At 47.9% G+C, this 19,466-nt stretch carries 15 protein-coding genes; 12 read left to right on the top strand and 3 right to left on the bottom strand.

Annotation, left to right across the window (positions count from 1 at the left end):
- The first annotated feature begins 11 nt into the window (after positions 1-11).
- The 4 genes from ACV3PA_RS16240 (at position 12) to ligA (ending at position 5,274) form a co-directional block, all read left to right on the top strand.
- A complete protein-coding gene (locus tag ACV3PA_RS16240) occupies positions 12-236 on the top strand; it encodes a hypothetical protein (protein WP_456125246.1) in 225 nt (74 codons plus the stop codon).
- A 62-nt stretch (positions 237-298) separates the two neighbouring features.
- Positions 299-994 carry a heptaprenylglyceryl phosphate synthase gene (gene pcrB / locus ACV3PA_RS16235; protein ID WP_456125245.1) on the top strand — a complete coding sequence of 232 codons (696 nt, stop codon included), beginning with the start codon at positions 299-301 and terminating at the stop codon, positions 992-994.
- Positions 995-1,039: 45 nt separating this feature from the next.
- Positions 1,040-3,265 carry a DNA helicase PcrA gene (gene pcrA, locus ACV3PA_RS16230; protein ID WP_456125244.1) on the top strand — a complete coding sequence of 742 codons (2,226 nt, stop codon included), beginning with the start codon at positions 1,040-1,042 and terminating at the stop codon, positions 3,263-3,265.
- A gap of 14 nt (positions 3,266-3,279) precedes the next feature.
- Positions 3,280-5,274 carry an NAD-dependent DNA ligase LigA gene (ligA, locus tag ACV3PA_RS16225; protein ID WP_456125243.1) on the top strand — a complete coding sequence of 665 codons (1,995 nt, stop codon included), beginning with the start codon at positions 3,280-3,282 and terminating at the stop codon, positions 5,272-5,274.
- A gap of 75 nt (positions 5,275-5,349) precedes the next feature.
- Here the strand turns inward: ligA and ACV3PA_RS16220 are convergent, their stop codons facing one another.
- Positions 5,350-5,931, bottom strand: coding sequence for a class D sortase (locus tag ACV3PA_RS16220; protein ID WP_456125242.1), 582 nt, complete (start codon positions 5,929-5,931; stop codon positions 5,350-5,352).
- A gap of 134 nt (positions 5,932-6,065) precedes the next feature.
- Between ACV3PA_RS16220 and ACV3PA_RS16215 the strand changes: the two genes are divergently transcribed.
- The 3 genes from ACV3PA_RS16215 (at position 6,066) to ACV3PA_RS16205 (ending at position 9,576) form a co-directional block, all read left to right on the top strand.
- Entirely contained in the window at positions 6,066-7,244 is a 1,179-nt protein-coding gene (locus ACV3PA_RS16215; protein WP_456125241.1) for a CamS family sex pheromone protein, read from the top strand.
- Between the two features lie 288 nt (positions 7,245-7,532).
- The gene (locus ACV3PA_RS16210) at positions 7,533-8,387 is read left to right on the top strand and encodes a MurR/RpiR family transcriptional regulator (RefSeq protein ID WP_029340757.1); all 855 of its coding nucleotides are present in this window, start codon (positions 7,533-7,535) and stop codon (positions 8,385-8,387) included.
- A 13-nt stretch (positions 8,388-8,400) separates the two neighbouring features.
- Positions 8,401-9,576 carry a M20 metallopeptidase family protein gene (locus ACV3PA_RS16205; protein ID WP_456125240.1) on the top strand — a complete coding sequence of 392 codons (1,176 nt, stop codon included), beginning with the start codon at positions 8,401-8,403 and terminating at the stop codon, positions 9,574-9,576.
- Between the two features lie 56 nt (positions 9,577-9,632).
- On the opposite strand, the gene ACV3PA_RS16200 is transcribed toward ACV3PA_RS16205, so the two are convergent.
- Positions 9,633-9,827: a YwbE family protein gene (locus tag ACV3PA_RS16200; protein ID WP_023467094.1), complete on the bottom strand. Its 195-nt coding sequence runs from the start codon at positions 9,825-9,827 to the stop codon at positions 9,633-9,635.
- A 195-nt stretch (positions 9,828-10,022) separates the two neighbouring features.
- Between ACV3PA_RS16200 and ACV3PA_RS16195 the strand changes: the two genes are divergently transcribed.
- The 3 genes from ACV3PA_RS16195 (at position 10,023) to glsA (ending at position 14,527) form a co-directional block, all read left to right on the top strand.
- Positions 10,023-10,883, top strand: coding sequence for a DnaJ C-terminal domain-containing protein (locus ACV3PA_RS16195; RefSeq protein WP_456125239.1), 861 nt, complete (start codon positions 10,023-10,025; stop codon positions 10,881-10,883).
- Positions 10,884-10,889: 6 nt separating this feature from the next.
- A complete protein-coding gene (clpB, locus tag ACV3PA_RS16190) occupies positions 10,890-13,466 on the top strand; it encodes an ATP-dependent chaperone ClpB (RefSeq protein ID WP_456125238.1) in 2,577 nt (858 codons plus the stop codon).
- Positions 13,467-13,594: 128 nt separating this feature from the next.
- Positions 13,595-14,527 carry a glutaminase A gene (glsA, locus tag ACV3PA_RS16185; RefSeq protein WP_023467099.1) on the top strand — a complete coding sequence of 311 codons (933 nt, stop codon included), beginning with the start codon at positions 13,595-13,597 and terminating at the stop codon, positions 14,525-14,527.
- On the opposite strand, the gene ACV3PA_RS16180 is transcribed toward glsA, so the two are convergent.
- Entirely contained in the window at positions 14,518-15,306 is a 789-nt protein-coding gene (locus ACV3PA_RS16180; protein WP_456125237.1) for a CHAD domain-containing protein, read from the bottom strand. The genes glsA and ACV3PA_RS16180 overlap by 10 nt on opposite strands.
- Positions 15,307-15,398: 92 nt before the next feature.
- Between ACV3PA_RS16180 and ACV3PA_RS16175 the strand changes: the two genes are divergently transcribed.
- Together ACV3PA_RS16175 and mprF are read left to right on the top strand one after the other, a co-directional pair.
- A complete protein-coding gene (locus ACV3PA_RS16175) occupies positions 15,399-16,754 on the top strand; it encodes an MATE family efflux transporter (RefSeq protein WP_456125236.1) in 1,356 nt (451 codons plus the stop codon).
- The gene (mprF, locus tag ACV3PA_RS16170; protein ID WP_456125235.1) at positions 16,751-19,309 is read left to right on the top strand and encodes a bifunctional lysylphosphatidylglycerol flippase/synthetase MprF; all 2,559 of its coding nucleotides are present in this window, start codon (positions 16,751-16,753) and stop codon (positions 19,307-19,309) included. Before ACV3PA_RS16175 ends, mprF begins: the two co-directional genes overlap by 4 nt.
- Positions 19,310-19,466: the final 157 nt, after the last annotated feature.

Below are 19,466 nucleotides of genomic sequence, written 5' to 3'. Positions count from 1 at the left end.
AGGCTCTTTTTATGAAACGTGCCTTTTGGATCAACTTCGCGTACATCTTTGCTGTTCCTGTCCTACCGTTTTTGGCGCTCGTCAACGGGCGAGCGCTTTGTTCGCCGGATTCATCGTTACTAGATGTTCCGGTACTCGGCTTCTTTTTAGCAGAACCGTGGGCGTTCGTCCCGGTATATGCTGTCTTTGCCTTGTTACTCGCGTCACTCTTGACGAAGCGACGGACACACGTCTAACCATCTCGCCCTGCGCGAGATGGTTTTTTGTTTTATACTGAATGTGGAATGAGAAAGAGAGGATGGGACGAACCGTGTTATTACCTTTTAATGAATGGCGACATGTCTTTAAACTAGATCCAGCAAAACCAATCGATGATGCGAGCCTACAGGCGATTGCGACGTCCGGGACGGATGCGATCCTTGTCGGTGGAACAGATGATATCACCCTCGATGCGACGCTTGATCTCTTGATGCGTTTACGGCGGTATCCCGTTGCAGTAGCACTCGAAATTTCAGAACTCGAAGCCGCAACGATGGGATTCGATACGTATTTGACACCAACGGTCCTGAATGCCGGTACGTTAGAGTATGTCGTTGAAAAACAGGTCGAGGCACTAGAACAAGTCGGTCATATGCTCGCGCACGCTGACCTTGTCGGGGAAGGGTATATCGTCCTCAATCCTGATGCGAAGGTTGCGCACGTGACGCAAGCAAAACCGTTAACGTTAGATGAGACTGTCGCTTATGCACAGTTAGCCGATAGCGTCTTCCGTTTGCCGGTCGTGTATTTAGAATACAGTGGCGTTTACGGGGAACCGGAACGAGTAGCAGCCGTCCGTGATGTGTTGAAGCAGGCACGCCTGTTTTACGGTGGAGGCATCGATTCCGAGGAGCGAGCACGTGAGATGTTGAAATATGCAGATACGATCGTCGTCGGGAACATCATTTATGAGGATTTAAAAGCAGCGCTTGCGACAGTCGCAGCGACACGATAAAATATAGGAACAAAAGTTCGTAATATGAGAAATGAGGCTATTAATATGTTTAATTTGAGTGAACAGCTCGTCAGCGGACTAAACCCTGAACAAGCGAGAGCAGTCAAGCATACGGAAGGACCATTGCTGATCATGGCAGGAGCCGGTTCCGGGAAGACACGCGTCCTGACACATCGGGTCGCTTATTTGATGGCGGCTAAACAAGTCGCACCATGGAATATCCTAGCGATTACGTTCACGAACAAAGCCGCTCGAGAAATGCGGGACCGGATTGGTCGGTTGGTCGGTGGCGTCGCAAATGATATTTGGGTTTCGACCTTCCACTCGATGTGTGTTCGCATGTTACGCCGCGATATCGATCAGCTTGGATATGATCGGAACTTCACGATTCTTGATTCGAGTGATCAACAATCGGCGCTTAAGCTCGTCTTAAAAGAACAAAACTTGGATCCGAAAAAATGGGATCCGCGTTCGATGCTGACAATCATTTCGTCGCAAAAGAATGAATTGCGCAGTGCTGAATTCTACGCTTCAATCGTGACGAGCCCGTATGAGAAGACGGTTGCTGAAATCTATAAAGGATACGAAGCAGTCTTACGTCGAAACAACGCGCTTGACTTTGATGATCTGATCGGAAAAACAACAGAACTATTCAAGAAGAGTCCGGATGTCTTGGCATATTATCAGAAGAAGTTTCGTTACATTCACGTCGATGAGTATCAAGATACGAATAAAGCCCAGTACGACCTTGTTAACTTGCTAGCATCGGGACATCAGAATCTCTGTGTCGTCGGTGACTCGGATCAGTCGATCTATCGCTGGCGTGGTGCTGACATCGCGAACATCCTCTCGTTCGAAGAGGATTATCCGAATGCAGCCGTCATTCTACTTGAGCAAAACTACCGTTCTTCCAAACGAATCTTAGAAGCAGCGAACCATGTCATCCAAAATAACTCGACCCGTAAAGATAAGAAACTCTGGACGGATAATGACGAAGGCGAGAAGCTCGTCGTCCATACGGCAGAGAATGAGCGGGAAGAAGCCTTTTATATTGTCCAAGAGATCCGGAATTCACTTCGCTACGGAATGAAACTGAGCGATATCGCGATTTTGTACCGGACGAACGCACAATCGCGTGCGATCGAGGAAACGCTTCTTAAGTCGAACGTTCCGTATAAAATGATTGGCGGCACGAAGTTCTACGATCGTAAGGAAATCAAGGACGTGCTTGCTTATCTTCGTTTAATCTCGAATCCGAACGAAGACCTGTCCTTTGCGCGAATCGTCAATGAACCAAAACGAGGCATCGGCGCAACAACGATTGATAAGTTGCGTGATTTCGCTGACCTACAAGGCGTGTCATTGATGGAAGCGATTCGCGATATCGAATTGTCGAGTATCGCACCGAAAACGGCAGCGAAACTGACGGATTTCCGGACGATGATTCTCGGACTTAGTCAAATGCAAGAATTCATCAGTCTTTCAGAACTGGTCGAAGAAGTACTCGAGAAATCAGGCTACCGTCAAGTACTGAAGGAAGATAAGACGCTTGAAGCACAGAGTCGTCTTGAGAATATCAACGAGTTCATTACCGTTGCGCAAAACTTCGAGAAGGAAACGGCAAAAGCCGATCCGGAAGACCGGACGATCATTGCCTTCTTAACCGATTTGACACTCGTTGCTGATGTCGATTCACTCGACGAGGCAGATCCGGAAGAACAAGTCACGTTGATGACACTCCACTCGGCAAAAGGACTCGAGTTCCCGGTCGTCTTCTTGATCGGGATGGAGGAAGGATTGTTCCCGCATAGCCGCTCGCTTCAAGATGAAGACGAGATGGAAGAAGAACGTCGCCTTGCGTATGTCGGAATCACCCGTGCTGAGAAACGTCTTTACTTGTCACATGCACGGATGCGTTCTCTGTACGGACGGACGAATGCGAACCAAGAATCACGGTTCTTAGCAGAACTTCCGGAAGTCGTGATTGAACGGACCGGTAAAAAAGCGAAGCCACTCCCATGGGAAGACCGTCCTGTTCCACAAGGCAAAGCGGTCATTGGTCGTTCGATTAGCAAACCAACAGCAATGAAGACATCAGGTGCTGAGGCACTTGGTTGGTCCGTCGGAGATAAGGCGGAGCACGGGAAATGGGGACTCGGTACAGTCGTCCAGACTCGTGGTGAAGGGGATAATCTTGAAATTGATATCGCATTCCCAGCAGTCGGCATTAAAAGATTGCTTGCGAAATTCGCACCGATTAAAAAGGTATGATGGGAGGTCCACAGATGGACGCAAGCCAGCGTATAGATGAGATTCGTCAAACATTGAACCGATACAGCTACGAATATTACGTACTGGATCAACCAACGGTACCGGATGCGACGTACGATCAATTGCTTCGTGAACTGACGGAGTTAGAAACAGAGCATCCGGAACTGATTACACCGGATTCGCCAACGCAACGCGTCGGAGCAGCACCTCTTGAAGCGTTCGAGAAGGTGACGCATGACTTACCGATGCTGTCGCTCGGAAACGTCTTTGATGAGACAGAAATTCGCGAATGGGTCGCTCGGATTGAGCGGTCGCTTGGACGTTCGACGACTTATGTCGCCGAATTGAAATTCGACGGACTGGCCATCTCGTTGAAATACGAAGACGGTCGATTCGTCCGTGGAGCAACGCGGGGAGATGGAACGGTCGGCGAAAACATCACGCAGAATCTACGAACGATTAAAGCCCTGCCACTTCGTTTGCAAGCAGAAGAGACGGTCGAGGTCCGTGGTGAGGCTTACATGCCGAAGCAATCCTTCGAACGACTGAATGAAGACCGTGCAAGTCGAGAAGAGACGTTGTTCGCGAATCCACGTAACGCAGCAGCAGGTAGTCTGCGTCAGCTTGATTCGTCGATCACGGCGTCGCGTAATCTGTCGTTATTCGTCTATGGTGTCGGCGTCAATACGTTAACGGCGCGTTCACATAGTGAAGCGATGGCACAACTAGCCTCACTAGGACTGCCGACCAATCAACACATGCAGACGTGTGAGACGGTGGAAGAGATTCTTGCTTACATTACACACTGGACAGAAGCACGTGCGAGTCTGCCATACGAGATCGATGGAATCGTTTTGAAAGTCGATCGCTATGATGATCAGGAAGAACTCGGATTTACAGCGAAAAGTCCACGCTTTGCAACAGCGTATAAATTTGCAGCGGAAGAAGTCATGACGACAGTCGAAGATGTCGATTTCAGTGTTGGTCGGACCGGAAAAGTCACACCACGCGCTCGTTTTGCACCGGTCGTCGTCGCGGGCTCGACAGTGACATATGCAACACTACACAACGCTGACTTCATCGCGGAAAAAGATATTCGCCTTCAGGACTCGGTCATCATTAAAAAAGCGGGCGATGTCATCCCAGCAGTCGTACAAGTCGTCACAGCAGAGCGAACGGGGGAAGAGACACCAATCGTCTTCCCGACGCATTGTCCGGCCTGTCAATCGGAACTTGTCCGTCTCGAAGGCGAAGTCGATATTCGTTGTGTCAGTCCGGAATGTCCAGCACAATTGATGGAAGGCATCATTCATTTCGTTTCGCGTCAAGCGATGAACATCGATGGTCTCGGAGAAAAAGTCGTTCGTCAATTGTATGATCATGAAGCAATCCGGACGATTGCCGATTTATATCGACTCGACCGCGAGGAGTTATTGACATTTGAACGAATGGGTGAGACGTCCGTTGATAAGTTGCTTGCAGCGATTGATGCTTCGAAGCAGAACTCGGTCGAGCGTCTCCTGTTCGGTCTCGGAATCCGACTTGTCGGACAAAAAGCGGCATATCTCTTAGCGGAACGTTTTGATTCGTTAACGGGGATTGCTGGAGCGAGCTACGATGATATTGTGGCAATTGATGGCATCGGTGGGAAAATCGCGGATTCGATCGTGAAGTACTTCGAGCATCCTGAAGCACAGGCTTTGATTCGTGATTTGGAACAACTCGGCGTCAATCAACGTTTCCTTGGTGAACGGGTCGATCAGACGAATGCACCGCTCGGCGGAAAAACAATCGTTTTGACGGGGACGCTCGAGAGCTTAAAACGGTCAGAGGCCGGGAAACGACTCGAAGCACTCGGAGCTGATGTGACAGGAAGCGTCAGTAAAAAGACGGATGTCCTCGTCGCAGGGGAAAAGGCAGGCTCTAAACTGACGAAAGCGGAATCTCTTGGCATTGAAATTTGGGACGAAGCCCGTCTGTTAGAAGAACTAGCGAAACACGAAGTGTGAGAAGAATGAATGAGAACGATCAAATAAAAAAGGAAGGCGGGATTCCGCCTTCCTTTTTTCGTGTTAGAGAACTTGTCACGAAGCGACCGTCTCGCTCCGGATCAAAGTACCTTGCTTGATGAGACGATTCGTTGCTGTTTCCGGCGGATCACACGTGATCAATGTAATCGTTGGAGAAGAGACGGACTGGTCGAGGACGGACAACGTCGTCGGTGTGACGAGGCGACTCGAAGTAATCCGGTACGTATAGCGATGCGTTTTTGTCGTGACGATGACGGTATCACCTTTTTTGACATCAGGCAGGCGATTGAAGTGGAGACCTTTCGTAAAACTGCGGTGTCCGGCGAGTGCGTAATTTCCTTTCCCGGGTGAGCCAGTCTTTGGGATATGACCGATACTTCGGTCTAGGACCGCTGTCGTCGAGCCTTCTAAGATGACTTGTTCGAAATCAATGCTTGGAATCGAGAGCAGTCCAACACCTGATTTCGCGAGCGGTTGTTTCGTCTCCTTCGCATCGACGGTCTTTAGACTTTTCTTCCATTGTTCTTTTAAATTGGCTGCCTCCTGTTCGCGCTGATAGTCACTGATGAAGGGCCAAGCGATCAGAGCGATGCCTGCGAGTAGAAAAAGCAGACCGATGAATTTACGACGTGTCATGAGAAAAAGTCCTTTCGAATACGCAAGGGCGCATCATCTTTTTTGAAAATCAGGGAAAAACTTGTCCTTCCCCGATGGAAAACGATTCTGTTATGATAAAGAGAACGATTTGAAAACATGGGGTGCAAATAGAGATGAACTATAAAACAGCAGTAGCGTTGACGTTATCAAGTACGTTATTTTTAGGTGCTTGTTCGTTCGACCTTTCGCCAACGAGCGATACAAAAGAAGTCATTACTGAAAGTGAACAAGGTAAGGAAGTCCAAGCCGTCGTAAGTCCAGCCATTGACACGACAGATTCGTATTATCGGACTGTTTTACCGTTTCGCCCGAGTGTTGCACGTGGAATGACACAAAAACGTGTCAGTTCACGTCTTGAGCTCGATGAAATTGAAACAGGTTTAATGCGTCACTCGACACAGTTTTTTGATCCGGAAAAATACTATTATCAAGAAGGTCAGTTACTCGAAGCTGACCAAATCGCGAAATGGTTGTTACGAAAAGGAAAAGCAGGCGATGGCGTCAGCGATCCACAAGGTCTGAACCCGGGCTATACGTCTGGTAAGTCGTATAAAGAAAAAAACCAAAAGTCACCTATGATTCTATCGCATATCTTAGAGCAAGACTATATGCTGGAAGAAGATAAGAAACTTGAACTGGGTGGCACATCGATTGCGCTTGTCCTAAACAGTGAGTATGTCTTCCAAGATGAAAACTACGGACCAACGTATACCGTTAAACTGGATGAAAAGAAAGTCGTCGCTGAAGGAAAACGGATGGCGAACGATTTAGTCAAGAAGATGCGTAAGACACAAGGTATGAAGACGACACCGATTCACGTCGCGCTGTATCTTCAGGAAAAAGAAGGTTCACCGGTTTCTGGTCACTATCTCTCGTCTGCCTTCATTGGTCGAGGGAATCAAATTAGCGCAAACGATTGGAAGAACTATAATGAGCGGTATTACTACTATCCATCAGCACGTGCAACGAACGACGTGCGTGACGATGCAGCGAAATTTGATTTGTTTAAAGACCGATTAGAAGATTATTTCCCGAATTACACTGGTATGATGGGAGAAGGATTCTACCAAGAAGATGAACTCAAAAAGCTTGAGATGAAAATTCCCGTTCAATTTTACGGGAAAGCAGAGCTCGTCGCGTTCGTTCAGTACGTGACTTATCTACTTGAAAACCGTTGGGAGTACAACCGAAACATTCCGACGACGATTACCGTGACGAATTTGAATGGTGACACAGAAGCGATGCTGTTCCTCGATCCGGATACAAAAAAACCGATCGTTAAGATTCGCTGATTCCTTTATTTTTGCTAGTCTCTATCAACTTTACGAAGCGACATTTCTCGTTTAGAGGAATGTCGCTTTTTTTGTATGATAAACGCTATTAAGAGAAAAATAGATGAATGGGGAAGGAGGAATATGGAAGAAGGATGGAATTTTATTTTACTTTCCCATTTTTTAGATTTACGAAAGTCAGTAGGAGAGAGCATAATGGAAGAAGAACAGTTCTATATACAGGGACGACGCGGTAATTGATGAATCGTCAGTTCTTTTAAAAAAGAAGATGATAAAGGGGAGATTTAGATGAAAGGCGGTATCTATTCACAAATCGGTGCAGTTCGAGAGGAACTACCATCGTCCTCACGAAAAGTTGCAGACTATGTATTGACGCATATGAACCAAATCGCGCGTATGACGATCCACCAACTCGCAGAGGAGTCGGATACAAGTGCCGCTGCAGTCGTCCGCTTCTGCCGTGCGCTCGGATTAAAGGGATATCCAGAACTGCGGATGCGTATTTCTGCTGATACGGCACGGACGGATCTAAAAGGCTATCATGACATCGAAAAGGATGAACGTCCGGTTGACTTGATTGAAAAAACGCTGAGTAACAGCATTCAAGCCTTACAGGATACAGCGAAGCAACTAAATGATGAACGGATTGCCGATGCGATTGATGTCATCGATCAAGCACGGGCGATTTATTTTTACGGAATCGGAGCATCACATGTCGTTGCAGAAGATGCCGCTCAAAAATGGACGCGTGTCGGAAAACTAGCGATTCAAGAAACAGATCAGCATCTGCTTGCGACCATCTTAGCGAATGCGCGTCCGGAAGATGTCTTTTTTGCGATTTCCTACAGTGGGGAAACGGAAGAAGTCGTCGAGTTGATTCGTTTGGCAAAAATCCAAGGATTAAAAGTCATCAGTCTGACACGTTTCGGGGACAACCGAATCAGTCAACTAGCGGATATCGCCCTTTGGACGTCACGTGCACCGGAAGCACCGCTTCGTAGTGCAGCGCTCAGCTCACGACTTGCCCAATTGTTTGCGATCGATGTCTTGTTCTTATCGTATGCTGCGGGACATTATGAAGACACACTCGAACGTCTTCAATATACACGGGAGAGCGTCAAGACATTGCATCAAAAGAAATAAGGGGGATACATATATGTCAGAACGAACAGCTGGACTAGACGCGTTGTATCCGGAGATGGTCGAGCGACGTCGCTATCTCCATCAGCATCCAGAGTTATCGTTTCAAGAAGTCGAGACACCTCGCTATATTGCCCAACATTTAGAAGCACTTGGAGTCGAGGTCAAGACAGAGGTTGGCGGACGTGGTGTCGTCGGATATATTCGTGGGGGAAAACCAGGGAAGACCGTCGCGTTACGCGCTGATTTTGATGCGTTACCGATTACGGATGGAAAAGATGTTGCGTATCGCTCGACGGTTCCAGGTGTGATGCATGCATGCGGTCACGATGGTCACACAGCGACGTTACTCGCCGTCGCAGAGATATTGATGCAGCAACAGGAATCGTTACCGGGGAATGTCGTCTTGATTCATCAACATGCGGAGGAAGTCGTTCCAGGTGGGGCGCGTGATATGATTGCCGACGGTTGTCTCGAAGGCGTCGATATCGTCTTCGGAACGCATCTTTGGTCAACGATCGATTTAGGACATGTAGGTGTTCGGACTGGTCCGATCATGGCGGCAGCTGATAAGTTCGAGCTGACTTTGTTTGGAAAAGGTGGACACGGTGCGAAACCACACGAGACGATTGACGCTGTCTTACTCGGAGCAACGATCGTTAAGGAATTACAATCGATTGTCAGTCGCCAACTCAATCCACTCGAGCCGGCAGTCGTAACCGTCGGAACGTTACATGCCGGAAATACGTTTAATGTCATCGCGGATCAAGCGACGTTGACAGGAACAGTCCGGACATTTAATGAAGCGACAGCGGATGAGATCATTGAGCGGATGGAGCGTACGATCAAAGGGATCTGTGAGGCGGTCGGAGCGACGTATCAGTTTACGTACGAAAAAGGATATCCGGCTGTCGTTAACCATGCTGCACCCACCGCATTGATTGAGTCCGTTGCGCGTGATGTATTAGGGGACGATCATGTGTTCGAAATCGAACCAACGATGGGGGGCGAGGACTTCGCTTACTATCTGCAACACGTACCGGGCGCGTTCTTCTTTACAGGAGCCGGGGATGCTTCGTATCCACCGCATCATCATCCACAGTTTGATTTTAAGGAGCCGGCGATGCTCGACGCGGCGCGTATTCTCGTCGAAGCAACATGGCGGTATTTAGAACAAGCTACTGAAGTATGAAACAATCGCTCGTCTTGATTCCGAAAAGGACTCAAGACGAGCGATTGTTGTTCTGCTTAACCTAAAATTTCTTGCACACGACCGACTTGTCCGTCTTCTAAGCGTACTTTAATCCCGTGCGGATGTTGCGGTGATTTCGTAAGAAGATCTTTGACGATCCCCTCTGTTCGTTTCCCTGTTCGTTGATCTTGCTTCAACACGATACTGACTTTAAGACCAGGTGTGATATTTTTGCGTGTTTTGCCATCCATCTGTAGATCCTCCCATCGTTCATTTCCTGTTTGGGTATCAGTATAACATGGTTCAGTCGGTGAAACTTGTTTGTCGCAAGGACGTAAAGTGAAAAGAGAACAGAATGTCAGAAAAAAGTTTGACTATATTTGACCAATTAAGACCTGACTTTTATAATTAAGGTAATGAAGCATAGGAAAAGGAAGTGAATTCGAATGGCAAAAGATTACTACCAAACACTCGGTGTCGCAAAGGATGCATCAAATCAAGATATTAAGCGTGCGTACCGCAAATTGGCGAAGCAATATCACCCAGACGTCAATAAAGAAGCGAGTGCGGATCAGCGTTTTAAGGATATCCAAGAAGCCTTCGATGTGCTTGGAGACGAGGAAAAACGAGCAAAGTACGATCGGTATGGCAGTAACTTCGATCAGATGGCAGGTGCTGGAGCCGGTGGCGCTGGAGATTACGAAGATCTATTCCGACAATTTGGAGGCGGTGGTGGACGGACACGACCTGGTCAATCGTTCGGATTTGAAGACATGTTCGGTTCGTTCTTCAGTCAGGAAGAGGCTTCAACGGATGAAGAGCTTGAATTGACGATACCACTGAGTCATCTCAGTACAAATGAAAAAGTTACGGTACGTCTTGCGACCGGTTCGATTCAACTGACCCTTCCAAAAGACGTCTATGACGGTAAAAAAGTACGATTACGTGGAAAAAGTTCGATGCGTAACCGGCAAGGTGTTGCCGGAGATGTTTACGTGACGATTCATCTGAAGGATGATGATCAGTTCCGAAGGGTCGATCAAGACGTCATCTCAACCGTCCGTGTTCATCCGACGACACTTGTACTCGGAGGAGAAGTCGTCGCAGATACGCTTGAAGCAAAACGAATCAAACTGAAGGTCAAACCAGGAACAAAGCCAGGGGCGCGATTACGCATTCCAAATCGTGGTTTGAGTCAATCAAATGGTCATCGTGGGGCATTACTTGTCCAACTCGAAGTGAAGTTACCGGAGATGGACCGCGCCTTTTATGAAGAGTGGGAACGTCAACTTGCAGTGAAGGAGTGATCAAGGATGGATTTTGAACGTTTAACGGATCGGGCACATGAGGGAATCGTCTCTGCCCAAGCGATTGCGAAACAACGTCGTCACAGTGAAATCACAGAGTGGCATTTGCTACTTGCCTTACTTGCTCAAGAAGAGGGAATCGCACGGGTCGTTTTTGAAAAGCTAAATCAACGAATTGATACGTTGAATGCAGCGATTGACGAGGCAATTGGGAAACTTCCTGCCTTATCACAGGCAACGACGCCACGGATTGGTAGCTCGTTGCTGAACGTATTGACGGAAGCGGAGACGGAAGCCCGTCTCATGCAGGACGATTATGTCTCTGTCGAACACTTGTTATTGTCACTGATCAAACAATCGAGTCCAACAGCGCAGTATCTACGCCGTCAAGGCATCACGGAAGAGACCCTGCGGGAAGCAATCGTCAACATGCGGGGAAATCGGAAGGTCACGACGAAAAATCCAGAAGAGACGTTTGATGTCCTAAAAAAATACGGACGCGATCTCGTAGCGGATTTCCGCTCTGGGAAAACGGATCCGGTCATCGGTCGTGATGATGAGATTCGACGTGTCATTCGGATTTTGAGTCGGAAGACGAAAAATAATCCCGTCTTGATCGGAGAACCCGGTGTCGGGAAAACCGCCATCGTTGAAGGGTTAGCACAACGGATCGTTCGAGGCGATGTGCCGGAAAGTCTGAAGAATAAACAGCTGTTCAGCTTAGACATGAGTGCCCTCGTCGCTGGTGCGAAATACCGGGGTGAGTTCGAAGAACGTTTGCAAGCAGTCTTGAATGAAGTCAAAGAAGCCGAAGGCCAAATCCTCTTATTCATCGATGAATTACACACAATCGTCGGTGCTGGGAAAACAGACGGAGCGATGGACGCTGGAAACATGCTCAAGCCGATGCTTGCGCGTGGTGAATTGCACTGTATCGGTGCGACGACGCTTGACGAGTACCGGAAGTACATCGAAAAGGATCCAGCGCTCGAACGACGTTTCCAACAAGTACTGGTCGCTGAACCGGATGTCGAGGATACGATCTCGATTTTGCGTGGACTAAAAGAACGTTTCGAGATTCACCATGGTGTACGAATCCATGACAATGCGCTTGTCGCGGCAGCGATGTTGTCCGATCGGTACATTACGGATCGTTTCATGCCGGATAAGGCGATCGATCTCGTTGATGAAGCATGCGCGATGATTCGGACGGATATGGAATCAATGCCAGCCGAACTCGATTCGCTTGTCCGTCGGGTCATGCAGCTCGAGATCGAAGAGGCAGCATTGAAGAAGGAAACAGATGAGGCATCCCGAAAACGACTTGCCGTCTTACAGCAAGAACTCAGCTCTGTCCGAGAAGATGAAAGCGCACTACGGACACGGTGGGAACGAGAAAAAGAGAGTTCGCAAAGTGTTCAGCAGTTACGTGCGGATCTTGAGAAGGCAAAACTAGCGTTACAAGAAGCGGAAGGGCGTTATGATTTGAACCGCGCTTCGGAAATCAAGTACGGTCAAATTCCAGATCTTGAGGCACGTCTGAAAGTCGCGGAAGAATCATCTGAACACATCTCACATGAGCTCGTACGCGAGGCAGTGACGGAAGAAGAGATCTCCGATATCGTTTCCAAATGGACCGGTATTCCGGTGACGCGTCTTGCGCAAGGCGAACGGGAAAAATTGCTCTATCTCGAGGATACGCTTCATGAGCGTGTCTTTGGGCAAGACGAAGCGGTCCGTCTTGTTGCGGACGCTGTCATTCGCGCGCGCGCGGGAATCAAGGATCCGAATCGCCCGATTGGCTCGTTCTTATTCCTCGGTCCGACAGGGGTCGGGAAGACAGAACTCGCAAAAGCCTTAGCAGCGGCGATGTTCGACAGTGAAGACCATATCGTTCGGATCGATATGTCGGAGTATATGGAAAAACACAATGTCTCTCGTCTTGTCGGTGCGCCTCCAGGATACGTCGGATATGAAGAAGGCGGTCAACTGACAGAAGCTGTCCGACGGAGCCCATATTCGGTACTCTTGTTCGATGAGATCGAAAAGGCTCACGGCGACGTCTTTAATATCTTGCTACAGTTGCTTGACGATGGTCGTTTGACGGATGCCCAAGGACGTGTCGTCGACTTCAAGAACACGATCGTCATCATGACATCAAACATTGGCGCACCAATTCTGCTCGAAGCAGCCAAAGATGGCGTCATTGATGCAGCGGAAGAAGAAGCCGTTCGCCAAGAACTGAAGCGTCACTTCCGACCAGAGTTCTTGAACCGGATCGATGATACGATTTTGTTCCATCCACTTCACCGGACAGAAATTGAACGGATCATCGACAAAGCGGTTGAGAAAATGAGTTCACGTTTATCCGGACGTGGTATTACGATTGATGTCACGGATGCTGCGAAGACGTTGATTTTCGAAGAGGCATTTGAACCACAATACGGCGCGCGTCCAATCAATCGTTATATGCAACGGACGATTGAGACGAAACTTGCCCGTGCCTTGATCAGTGGGGCGATTCAAGATGGTGCCCGGATTGCGATTGACGTAGAAGACGGTGAACTCGTCGTACACGGATAAAGCAGATGCTAGAAAAAAGGAGTCGACTCGGCTGAAACGAGTCGACTCCTTTTAGCGTTTACGGAAGAACCATATCCGTATTCGTCAGATGCGTGATAAGCTAGAAAAAAAGAGAAAGAGGGAACGCCATGAATGTTACACAAGCCCAACTCGAGGAGTTGATTGAAGAATGCCGTCCGTATACGGTGCTTGGACAAGTCGCCAGTTATATTCCAGAGCTTGCGAAGGTTGATCCGACACAACTTGGAATCGCCGTCTGTAATGCCGATGGGACGTTCGTTTCGGCAGGTGATGCGGATACGATGTTTACACTACAGAGTGTATCGAAAATCATTACGCTCGCATTTGTCCTCGAGACATTCGGAGAAGATTATGTCTTTTCAAAAGTCGGGATGGAACCGACGGGCGATGCGTTCAATTCGATCGCGAAACTTGAAGAGACGATTCCGACAAAACCGCTCAATCCAATGATCAATGCAGGAGCACTAGCCGTAACGAGCATGTTACCGGGAACGGATGCTGCCGATAAATTACTTCAATTACGTCAATTTATCGCAAAACTATTGGATATTGAAGTAGAAATGGTAAAATATGACGCAGATGTTGCTGAATCAGAATTTGAAACGACGGATTTAAATCGGGCATTACTCTACTTCATGCGCTATCACGGTGTCATCGAAGGAAATGTTGAAGAAATCATCGACGTCTACACAAAACAATGTGCGATTTTGACGAACTGTAAAGGACTTGCTATGATGGGTAAAATTTTGAGTACATCTGGCAAGACGCCATCCGGACGACAAGTCATCTCGCGTCGTAACGCGCGGATCATCCGAGCGATCATGACGACGTGTGGCATGTACGATGCATCCGGAGAATTTTCTGTCCAAGTCGGACTTCCTGGAAAAAGTGGTGTCTCCGGTGCGGTCGTTGCTTGTGGTCGAAGTGATTTTGATATGGCTGATCTTGGAATCGGTGTGTTTGGTCCTTCTCTTGATGCAAAAGGCAATTCGATTGCGGGTACGAAGATGCTTGAACTGCTCGTTCAACGTCATCCATGAGCGATTTCGACTTGATCAAGAGAGGTACGCAACTCGTCCTCTAAGCGCTTGATCTGACGTAACCGCTCTTCTTGATAAGCAGTCGGAACCTCAAATGACCGCCATCTTTCTAAGCGTTGATACGTGTCATTGATCTGTCCGAGTCGTGTCTGGGTTGTTTTTAGACGATCGACAGCAGACTTTGGTTGATTCGTATAGGGACGGAGGTACTCGACCGTATAACGGTATGCTTTCGTCGCGAGCCGTAACTCATGCATTCGTTCGACACGCTTCGTACCATCCTTGTGTTGTACTTTTTCAAATTGTTCACGTTTTTTTTCATAGCGTTTCTCCGCAGCATGAATCAGTTCTTTTTCGGACATCCGCTTGAGCCGTTTCGTCATCGGGCTCGCTAAAAATCGACGGACGGATCGATCCAGTTCATTTGAGATCAAGAGATGCATCGTCTCGATCAAGGTCGAACGCTTGCCCTGGAGTTGCAGAGCGACATGGTTCGCAAACAACTGATCGATTTCCGTTTTTTTCGAAGTTGCTTCGAGTTGTACGTCGAGATCACGCACTTCACCGAAGGCATGCATTAGACGCTTCCAAATCAAATAGACGGGTTCCTCCGTTAAATCGACCAATCGAGCGAATGTGATCAGTTTTCGTAAGCGAATCCGGGCTTGATGAACGTCTTCCGGATTTTCGAATGTTTGTGCCTCTTTGGCATAATGATTGAAGGTAGACCACGTCTCGAGTAGCTCAAAGGTCAACTTTTCAGTATCTCGATGGTTCATGAGATGAATCCCTCCTCGGATTATTTTCGTAAGAGTTCAAGAATGATACGTTTTAAAATTAAGGAGGACTCCTCCTGAAATGTGGTGGAAACATGTTAGAAACAGTTACGTTCTCAGGAAAGATGAAACAGTTCATGAAAATCTTCTTTCCGATTCTCGTAACGCAAGTCGCGTTTTACTTAATTAGTTTTTTCGATACAGTCATGGCCGGTCGTTATGGCTCTGCTGATTTAGCGGGAGTCGGTGTCGGAGCAAGCCTCTGGGCGCCCGTCTACACAGGACTGACCGGTATTCTACTTGCTGTTGCACCGCTCGTTTCTCAAGCGATGGGCGCAAAACGAGAACGAGAAGTCAAACGGATCGTCATGCAGGCATTGTATGTCGCTATCGTGATCATTGGGTTGACAGTCGTCATCGGACTCCTCGCCGTCAATCCCATTCTCGAACGGATGGAGTTATCGGCAGAAGCACGTGAAGTCGCACGGAATTATCTCGTGATGCTAGCGTTAGGAATCGTGCCGATGTTCGTTTTCTTTGTCTTACGAACACTTGTCGATTCGTTGGGGAAATCGAACATCACGATGGTCTTACTACTAATCTCTTTACCCATTAACATCCTTTTCAATTATCTATTCATCTTCGGAAACTTCGGTTTTCCGGAACTAGGTGGTGTCGGTGCAGGAGTTGCGACTGCCATCACATACTGGATTCTCTGTTTAGCGATCATCGCTGTCGTGATGAAAGGAGAGTTATTCCAACGTCTTGGCATTCTCCGTCGTTTTTACCGTCCGGACATAAAGCGGATCAAGGAATTGATTCTACTTGGTGCACCAATCGGTCTCGCAATTTTTTCAGAGGTCAGTATTTTTTCAGCTGTCACCTTGTTGCTTGGAGCATATGGTGATGTCATCATCGGTGCCTATCAAGCCGCGATCAACTTCGCTTCTTTCGTCTATATGATCCCATTATCCGCTGCGTCTGCGTTGACAATCACAGTCGGTTTTGAGGTCGGAGCCAAACGAATCAAGGACGCGGTTCAGTACGTTGTTATCGGGTTAACGATTTGTGTCGCAGTCTCCTTATTCTCCGGTATCTTGTTGTATTTAAAAAATGAAGAACTGGCGGCGTTATATAGTCGAGATCCACAAGTCATCGAAGCAGCCGCACACTTCATGATTCTCGCGATTTTCTTCCAACTGTCGGATGCCGTCGCTGCACCAACGCAAGGTGCACTACGCGGATTTAAGGACGTTAACGTTACTTTCTTGTTGACGATCGCAGCCTACTGGGTCATCGGACTACCATTAGGTTTTTATCTCGAACGCTACACAGCGCTCGGACCAGACGGCTACTGGTGGGGATTGATCATCGGTCTTGCAGTCGGAGCAACACTCTTGCTTGTTCGTTTAATGTACTTAATCCGTAAGTCAAGGAGGCTGGCAACTTGAAATTCTCAAAACAACGAATCATGACGATTGCGAAAATCATCTTGCCGATTGTCTTGATTGGATTCATTTTTTATCAAGGACAAAACGAATTGCGAAGTCTGTCTCTGAAGGAATCGATTCAAGCCATCCGTCAAGTGCCGTCTTGGCAGTTCATCCTGTTGATTCTTTCAGGTCTCGCAGCAGTCTCGACGATGTTCTTTTATGACTTCTTCCTGTTGCGCTCGCTAGAAGCAAAAGCACCGGTCGGACTGATTTTCCGGGCGTCCTGGATTGCAAACTCCTTTAACGGGATCATTGGTTTCGGTGGTCTTGCGGGAATGGCAATCCGGTCTGCTCTGTACCGACCATTCGTCGAAGGTGGACGTTTGTTAAAAGCAATCGGCTGGATGGCACCGACATTAATTAGCGGCTTGTCGATTCTGTCGACTTTGTCACTCCTACACATCTTCCCAGCGTTTGAAGTGCTTGAAATGAAGAAATGGTTGTGGCCCGTCATCATCGGTGTTGCCTTATTCTTCCCGCTCTATCTTTTGTTCTCGTTTCGACGTGGTAGCAGCAGTATTCATCCAAAATCAATCGCTCTATACTCGCTCGTTTCATTAGCGGAATGGTTCAGTGCTGGTGTCGTCGTTTATCTCATTTTGGCGGCACTTGGAACGGATGTCAGTTTTGCAAAAGTCATCGGTGTCTTCATCATCGCTGCGACAGCCGGATTGATTTCGATGGTACCCGGCGGATTCGGTTCGTTCGACTTAGTTTTTTTGATTGGCATGCAACGTGCCGGAGTTGAAGAAGGCATCGTTTTGACAGGATTATTGATCTACCGTCTTGTCTACTACTTGATTCCGTTCTTGATCGGTGTCGTCTTCTCAGCACGAGAGTTTAGTGGTCCAGTCGTCAAGATGATCGAAGACAAACCAATCGTCGGTCCGTCGGTTGAAGTCGGAGGCGTCATTTGGCGTTTGCAATTACGATTCCTTAGTAAGATTCGCCACTTTACTTTAGCGTTGATCACGCTCGTTGCCGGTATCACGATTTGGGGACTAGCGATTTTACCGCCGGTCTCAACGCAGTATGAATATTTGGAATCTAAATTACCACACGAAGCGCTTTTGCTCGCGAATAGTTTCTTCTTGATGGGCGGCTTATTGTTTGTCCTCCTATCGACGGCACTTTATCGTCGAACGAAACGGTCGTTGTATATGATGTATGGCGCATCATTCTTCGCCTTGGTCGGGATGGCTCTTCGTGGATTCAACTTAATCTCGTTCCTTGCTGTCGTCATCGTTCTTGCTCTGTTATTGATGTCTCGCAATGCGTTTCATCGGGAACGAACACTCATTACGACGTCACGCTTCATTCGTGTTGCATTTGCTGGTCTATTGTACATTGGCGGATTCGTCTTTTTCGGATATGCCTTCTATACGCTCGGATCAGCAGATGGAACAAAAGTATATCCGGCACACGAAATTTTCATGTTTGCAGCGAGTGCCTCTATCTTTACGCTCGTTTATGTCCTCGTCTTCATCCGCTTGTTCAATACCTTTAATCAACCGGTACTCGGGGAGCGTTTCGATGCTGAAAAAATCGAAACGGTATTACGCGAACAGGGTGGCAATTATTTGAGCCATTTGGCGTTTCTTGGAGATAAGCGCTTCTTCTTTTCCGAAACGGGTCGTTCGTTCATCCAGTTCAGTCAGACCGGTAATCGAATTATGGTGCTCGGTGATCCAAGTGGCGATCCAAAGGAGCATTCACAAGTCATCGCCTCGTTCCTGCGGCGCGTCGAAGATCTCGGATACATTCCGAACATCTATCAAATTCAAGCGCAAAACATGTCGCTGTATCATGATTTTGGATTCAACTTCTTTAAACTTGGAGAAGAGGCGATCGTCGATATTCCGTCTTTCACCGTATCAGGAAAAAAACGGGCTGGACTTCGCTCGATTAAAAATCGCTTTGAACGCGAAGGGATGACGTTCGAAGTGGTCGAGCCACCTTTCTCAAATCCGCTGTTAGCAGAACTGCAAGAGGTCTCGGATGAATGGTTAGGTGATAAATCTGAAAAAGGTTTCTCGCTCGGTTACTTCCACGAACCTTACTTAAACCAGGCACCAATCGGTATCATGCGTGAAGCCGAAGGGCGGTTGATCGGATTCATGACATTCATGCCTGCTTACCAAGACGGGGTCCTGTCGATTGACCTGATGCGTTTTCGACCAGACGGACCGAACGGGATCATGGATGCGATGTTCATCCGACTGTTCGAGTATGCGAAGGAAGAAGGATACCGGACATTCAACATGGGGATGGCGCCACTCTCGTCCGTCGGTGAGGATGAGACGTCCTTCTGGCAAGAACGTGTGGCGGCAGATGTCTTCAATAATATTCGCTACATGTATAGTTTCACCGGTCTGCGAAGATACAAAGAGAAATACGATCCGAAATGGGAAGGACGTTACCTTGCTTACCGGAAGCGGCAATCGTTACCGATGGCGATCCTAAAAGCGACGCGTCTGATCTCTCGAAAAAAAGACCGGATTTTATTGCCATGATCGACTGACGCATGAAGATGACAGTCGATGGGTATAGAAAGGGCGACCCTTTGTCTGCGGACAAACGGGATCGTCCTTTTTAAAATTCACCGAAATGTACAAAGGTCTATACAACTATAGTTAATCGCGTTATACTAAATACGGAATCAAGTCACGG

Source organism: Exiguobacterium sp. EA-TM-5 (assembly GCF_053878415.1).
This window is presented reverse-complemented; position numbering and strand designations above follow the sequence as displayed.

Excerpts from the sequence above, each read along its gene's own strand:
- ligA (WP_456125243.1), top strand. The coding sequence starts at position 3,280 with ATGGACGCAAGCCAGCGTATAGATGAGATTCGTCAAACATTGAACCGA.
- ACV3PA_RS16200 (WP_023467094.1), bottom strand. The coding sequence starts at position 9,827 with ATGGATGGCAAAACACGCAAAAATATCACACCTGGTCTTAAAGTCAGT.
- ACV3PA_RS16210 (WP_029340757.1), top strand. The coding sequence starts at position 7,533 with ATGAAAGGCGGTATCTATTCACAAATCGGTGCAGTTCGAGAGGAACTA.
- ACV3PA_RS16180 (WP_456125237.1), bottom strand. The coding sequence starts at position 15,306 with ATGAACCATCGAGATACTGAAAAGTTGACCTTTGAGCTACTCGAGACG.
- clpB (WP_456125238.1), top strand. The coding sequence starts at position 10,890 with ATGGATTTTGAACGTTTAACGGATCGGGCACATGAGGGAATCGTCTCT.
- ACV3PA_RS16240 (WP_456125246.1), top strand. The coding sequence starts at position 12 with ATGAAACGTGCCTTTTGGATCAACTTCGCGTACATCTTTGCTGTTCCT.
- ACV3PA_RS16220 (WP_456125242.1), bottom strand. The coding sequence starts at position 5,931 with ATGACACGTCGTAAATTCATCGGTCTGCTTTTTCTACTCGCAGGCATC.
- ACV3PA_RS16175 (WP_456125236.1), top strand. The coding sequence starts at position 15,399 with ATGTTAGAAACAGTTACGTTCTCAGGAAAGATGAAACAGTTCATGAAA.
- ACV3PA_RS16205 (WP_456125240.1), top strand. The coding sequence starts at position 8,401 with ATGTCAGAACGAACAGCTGGACTAGACGCGTTGTATCCGGAGATGGTC.
- pcrB (WP_456125245.1), top strand. The coding sequence starts at position 299 with ATGGGACGAACCGTGTTATTACCTTTTAATGAATGGCGACATGTCTTT.
- glsA (WP_023467099.1), top strand. The coding sequence starts at position 13,595 with ATGAATGTTACACAAGCCCAACTCGAGGAGTTGATTGAAGAATGCCGT.
- ACV3PA_RS16195 (WP_456125239.1), top strand. The coding sequence starts at position 10,023 with ATGGCAAAAGATTACTACCAAACACTCGGTGTCGCAAAGGATGCATCA.
- pcrA (WP_456125244.1), top strand. The coding sequence starts at position 1,040 with ATGTTTAATTTGAGTGAACAGCTCGTCAGCGGACTAAACCCTGAACAA.
- ACV3PA_RS16215 (WP_456125241.1), top strand. The coding sequence starts at position 6,066 with ATGAACTATAAAACAGCAGTAGCGTTGACGTTATCAAGTACGTTATTT.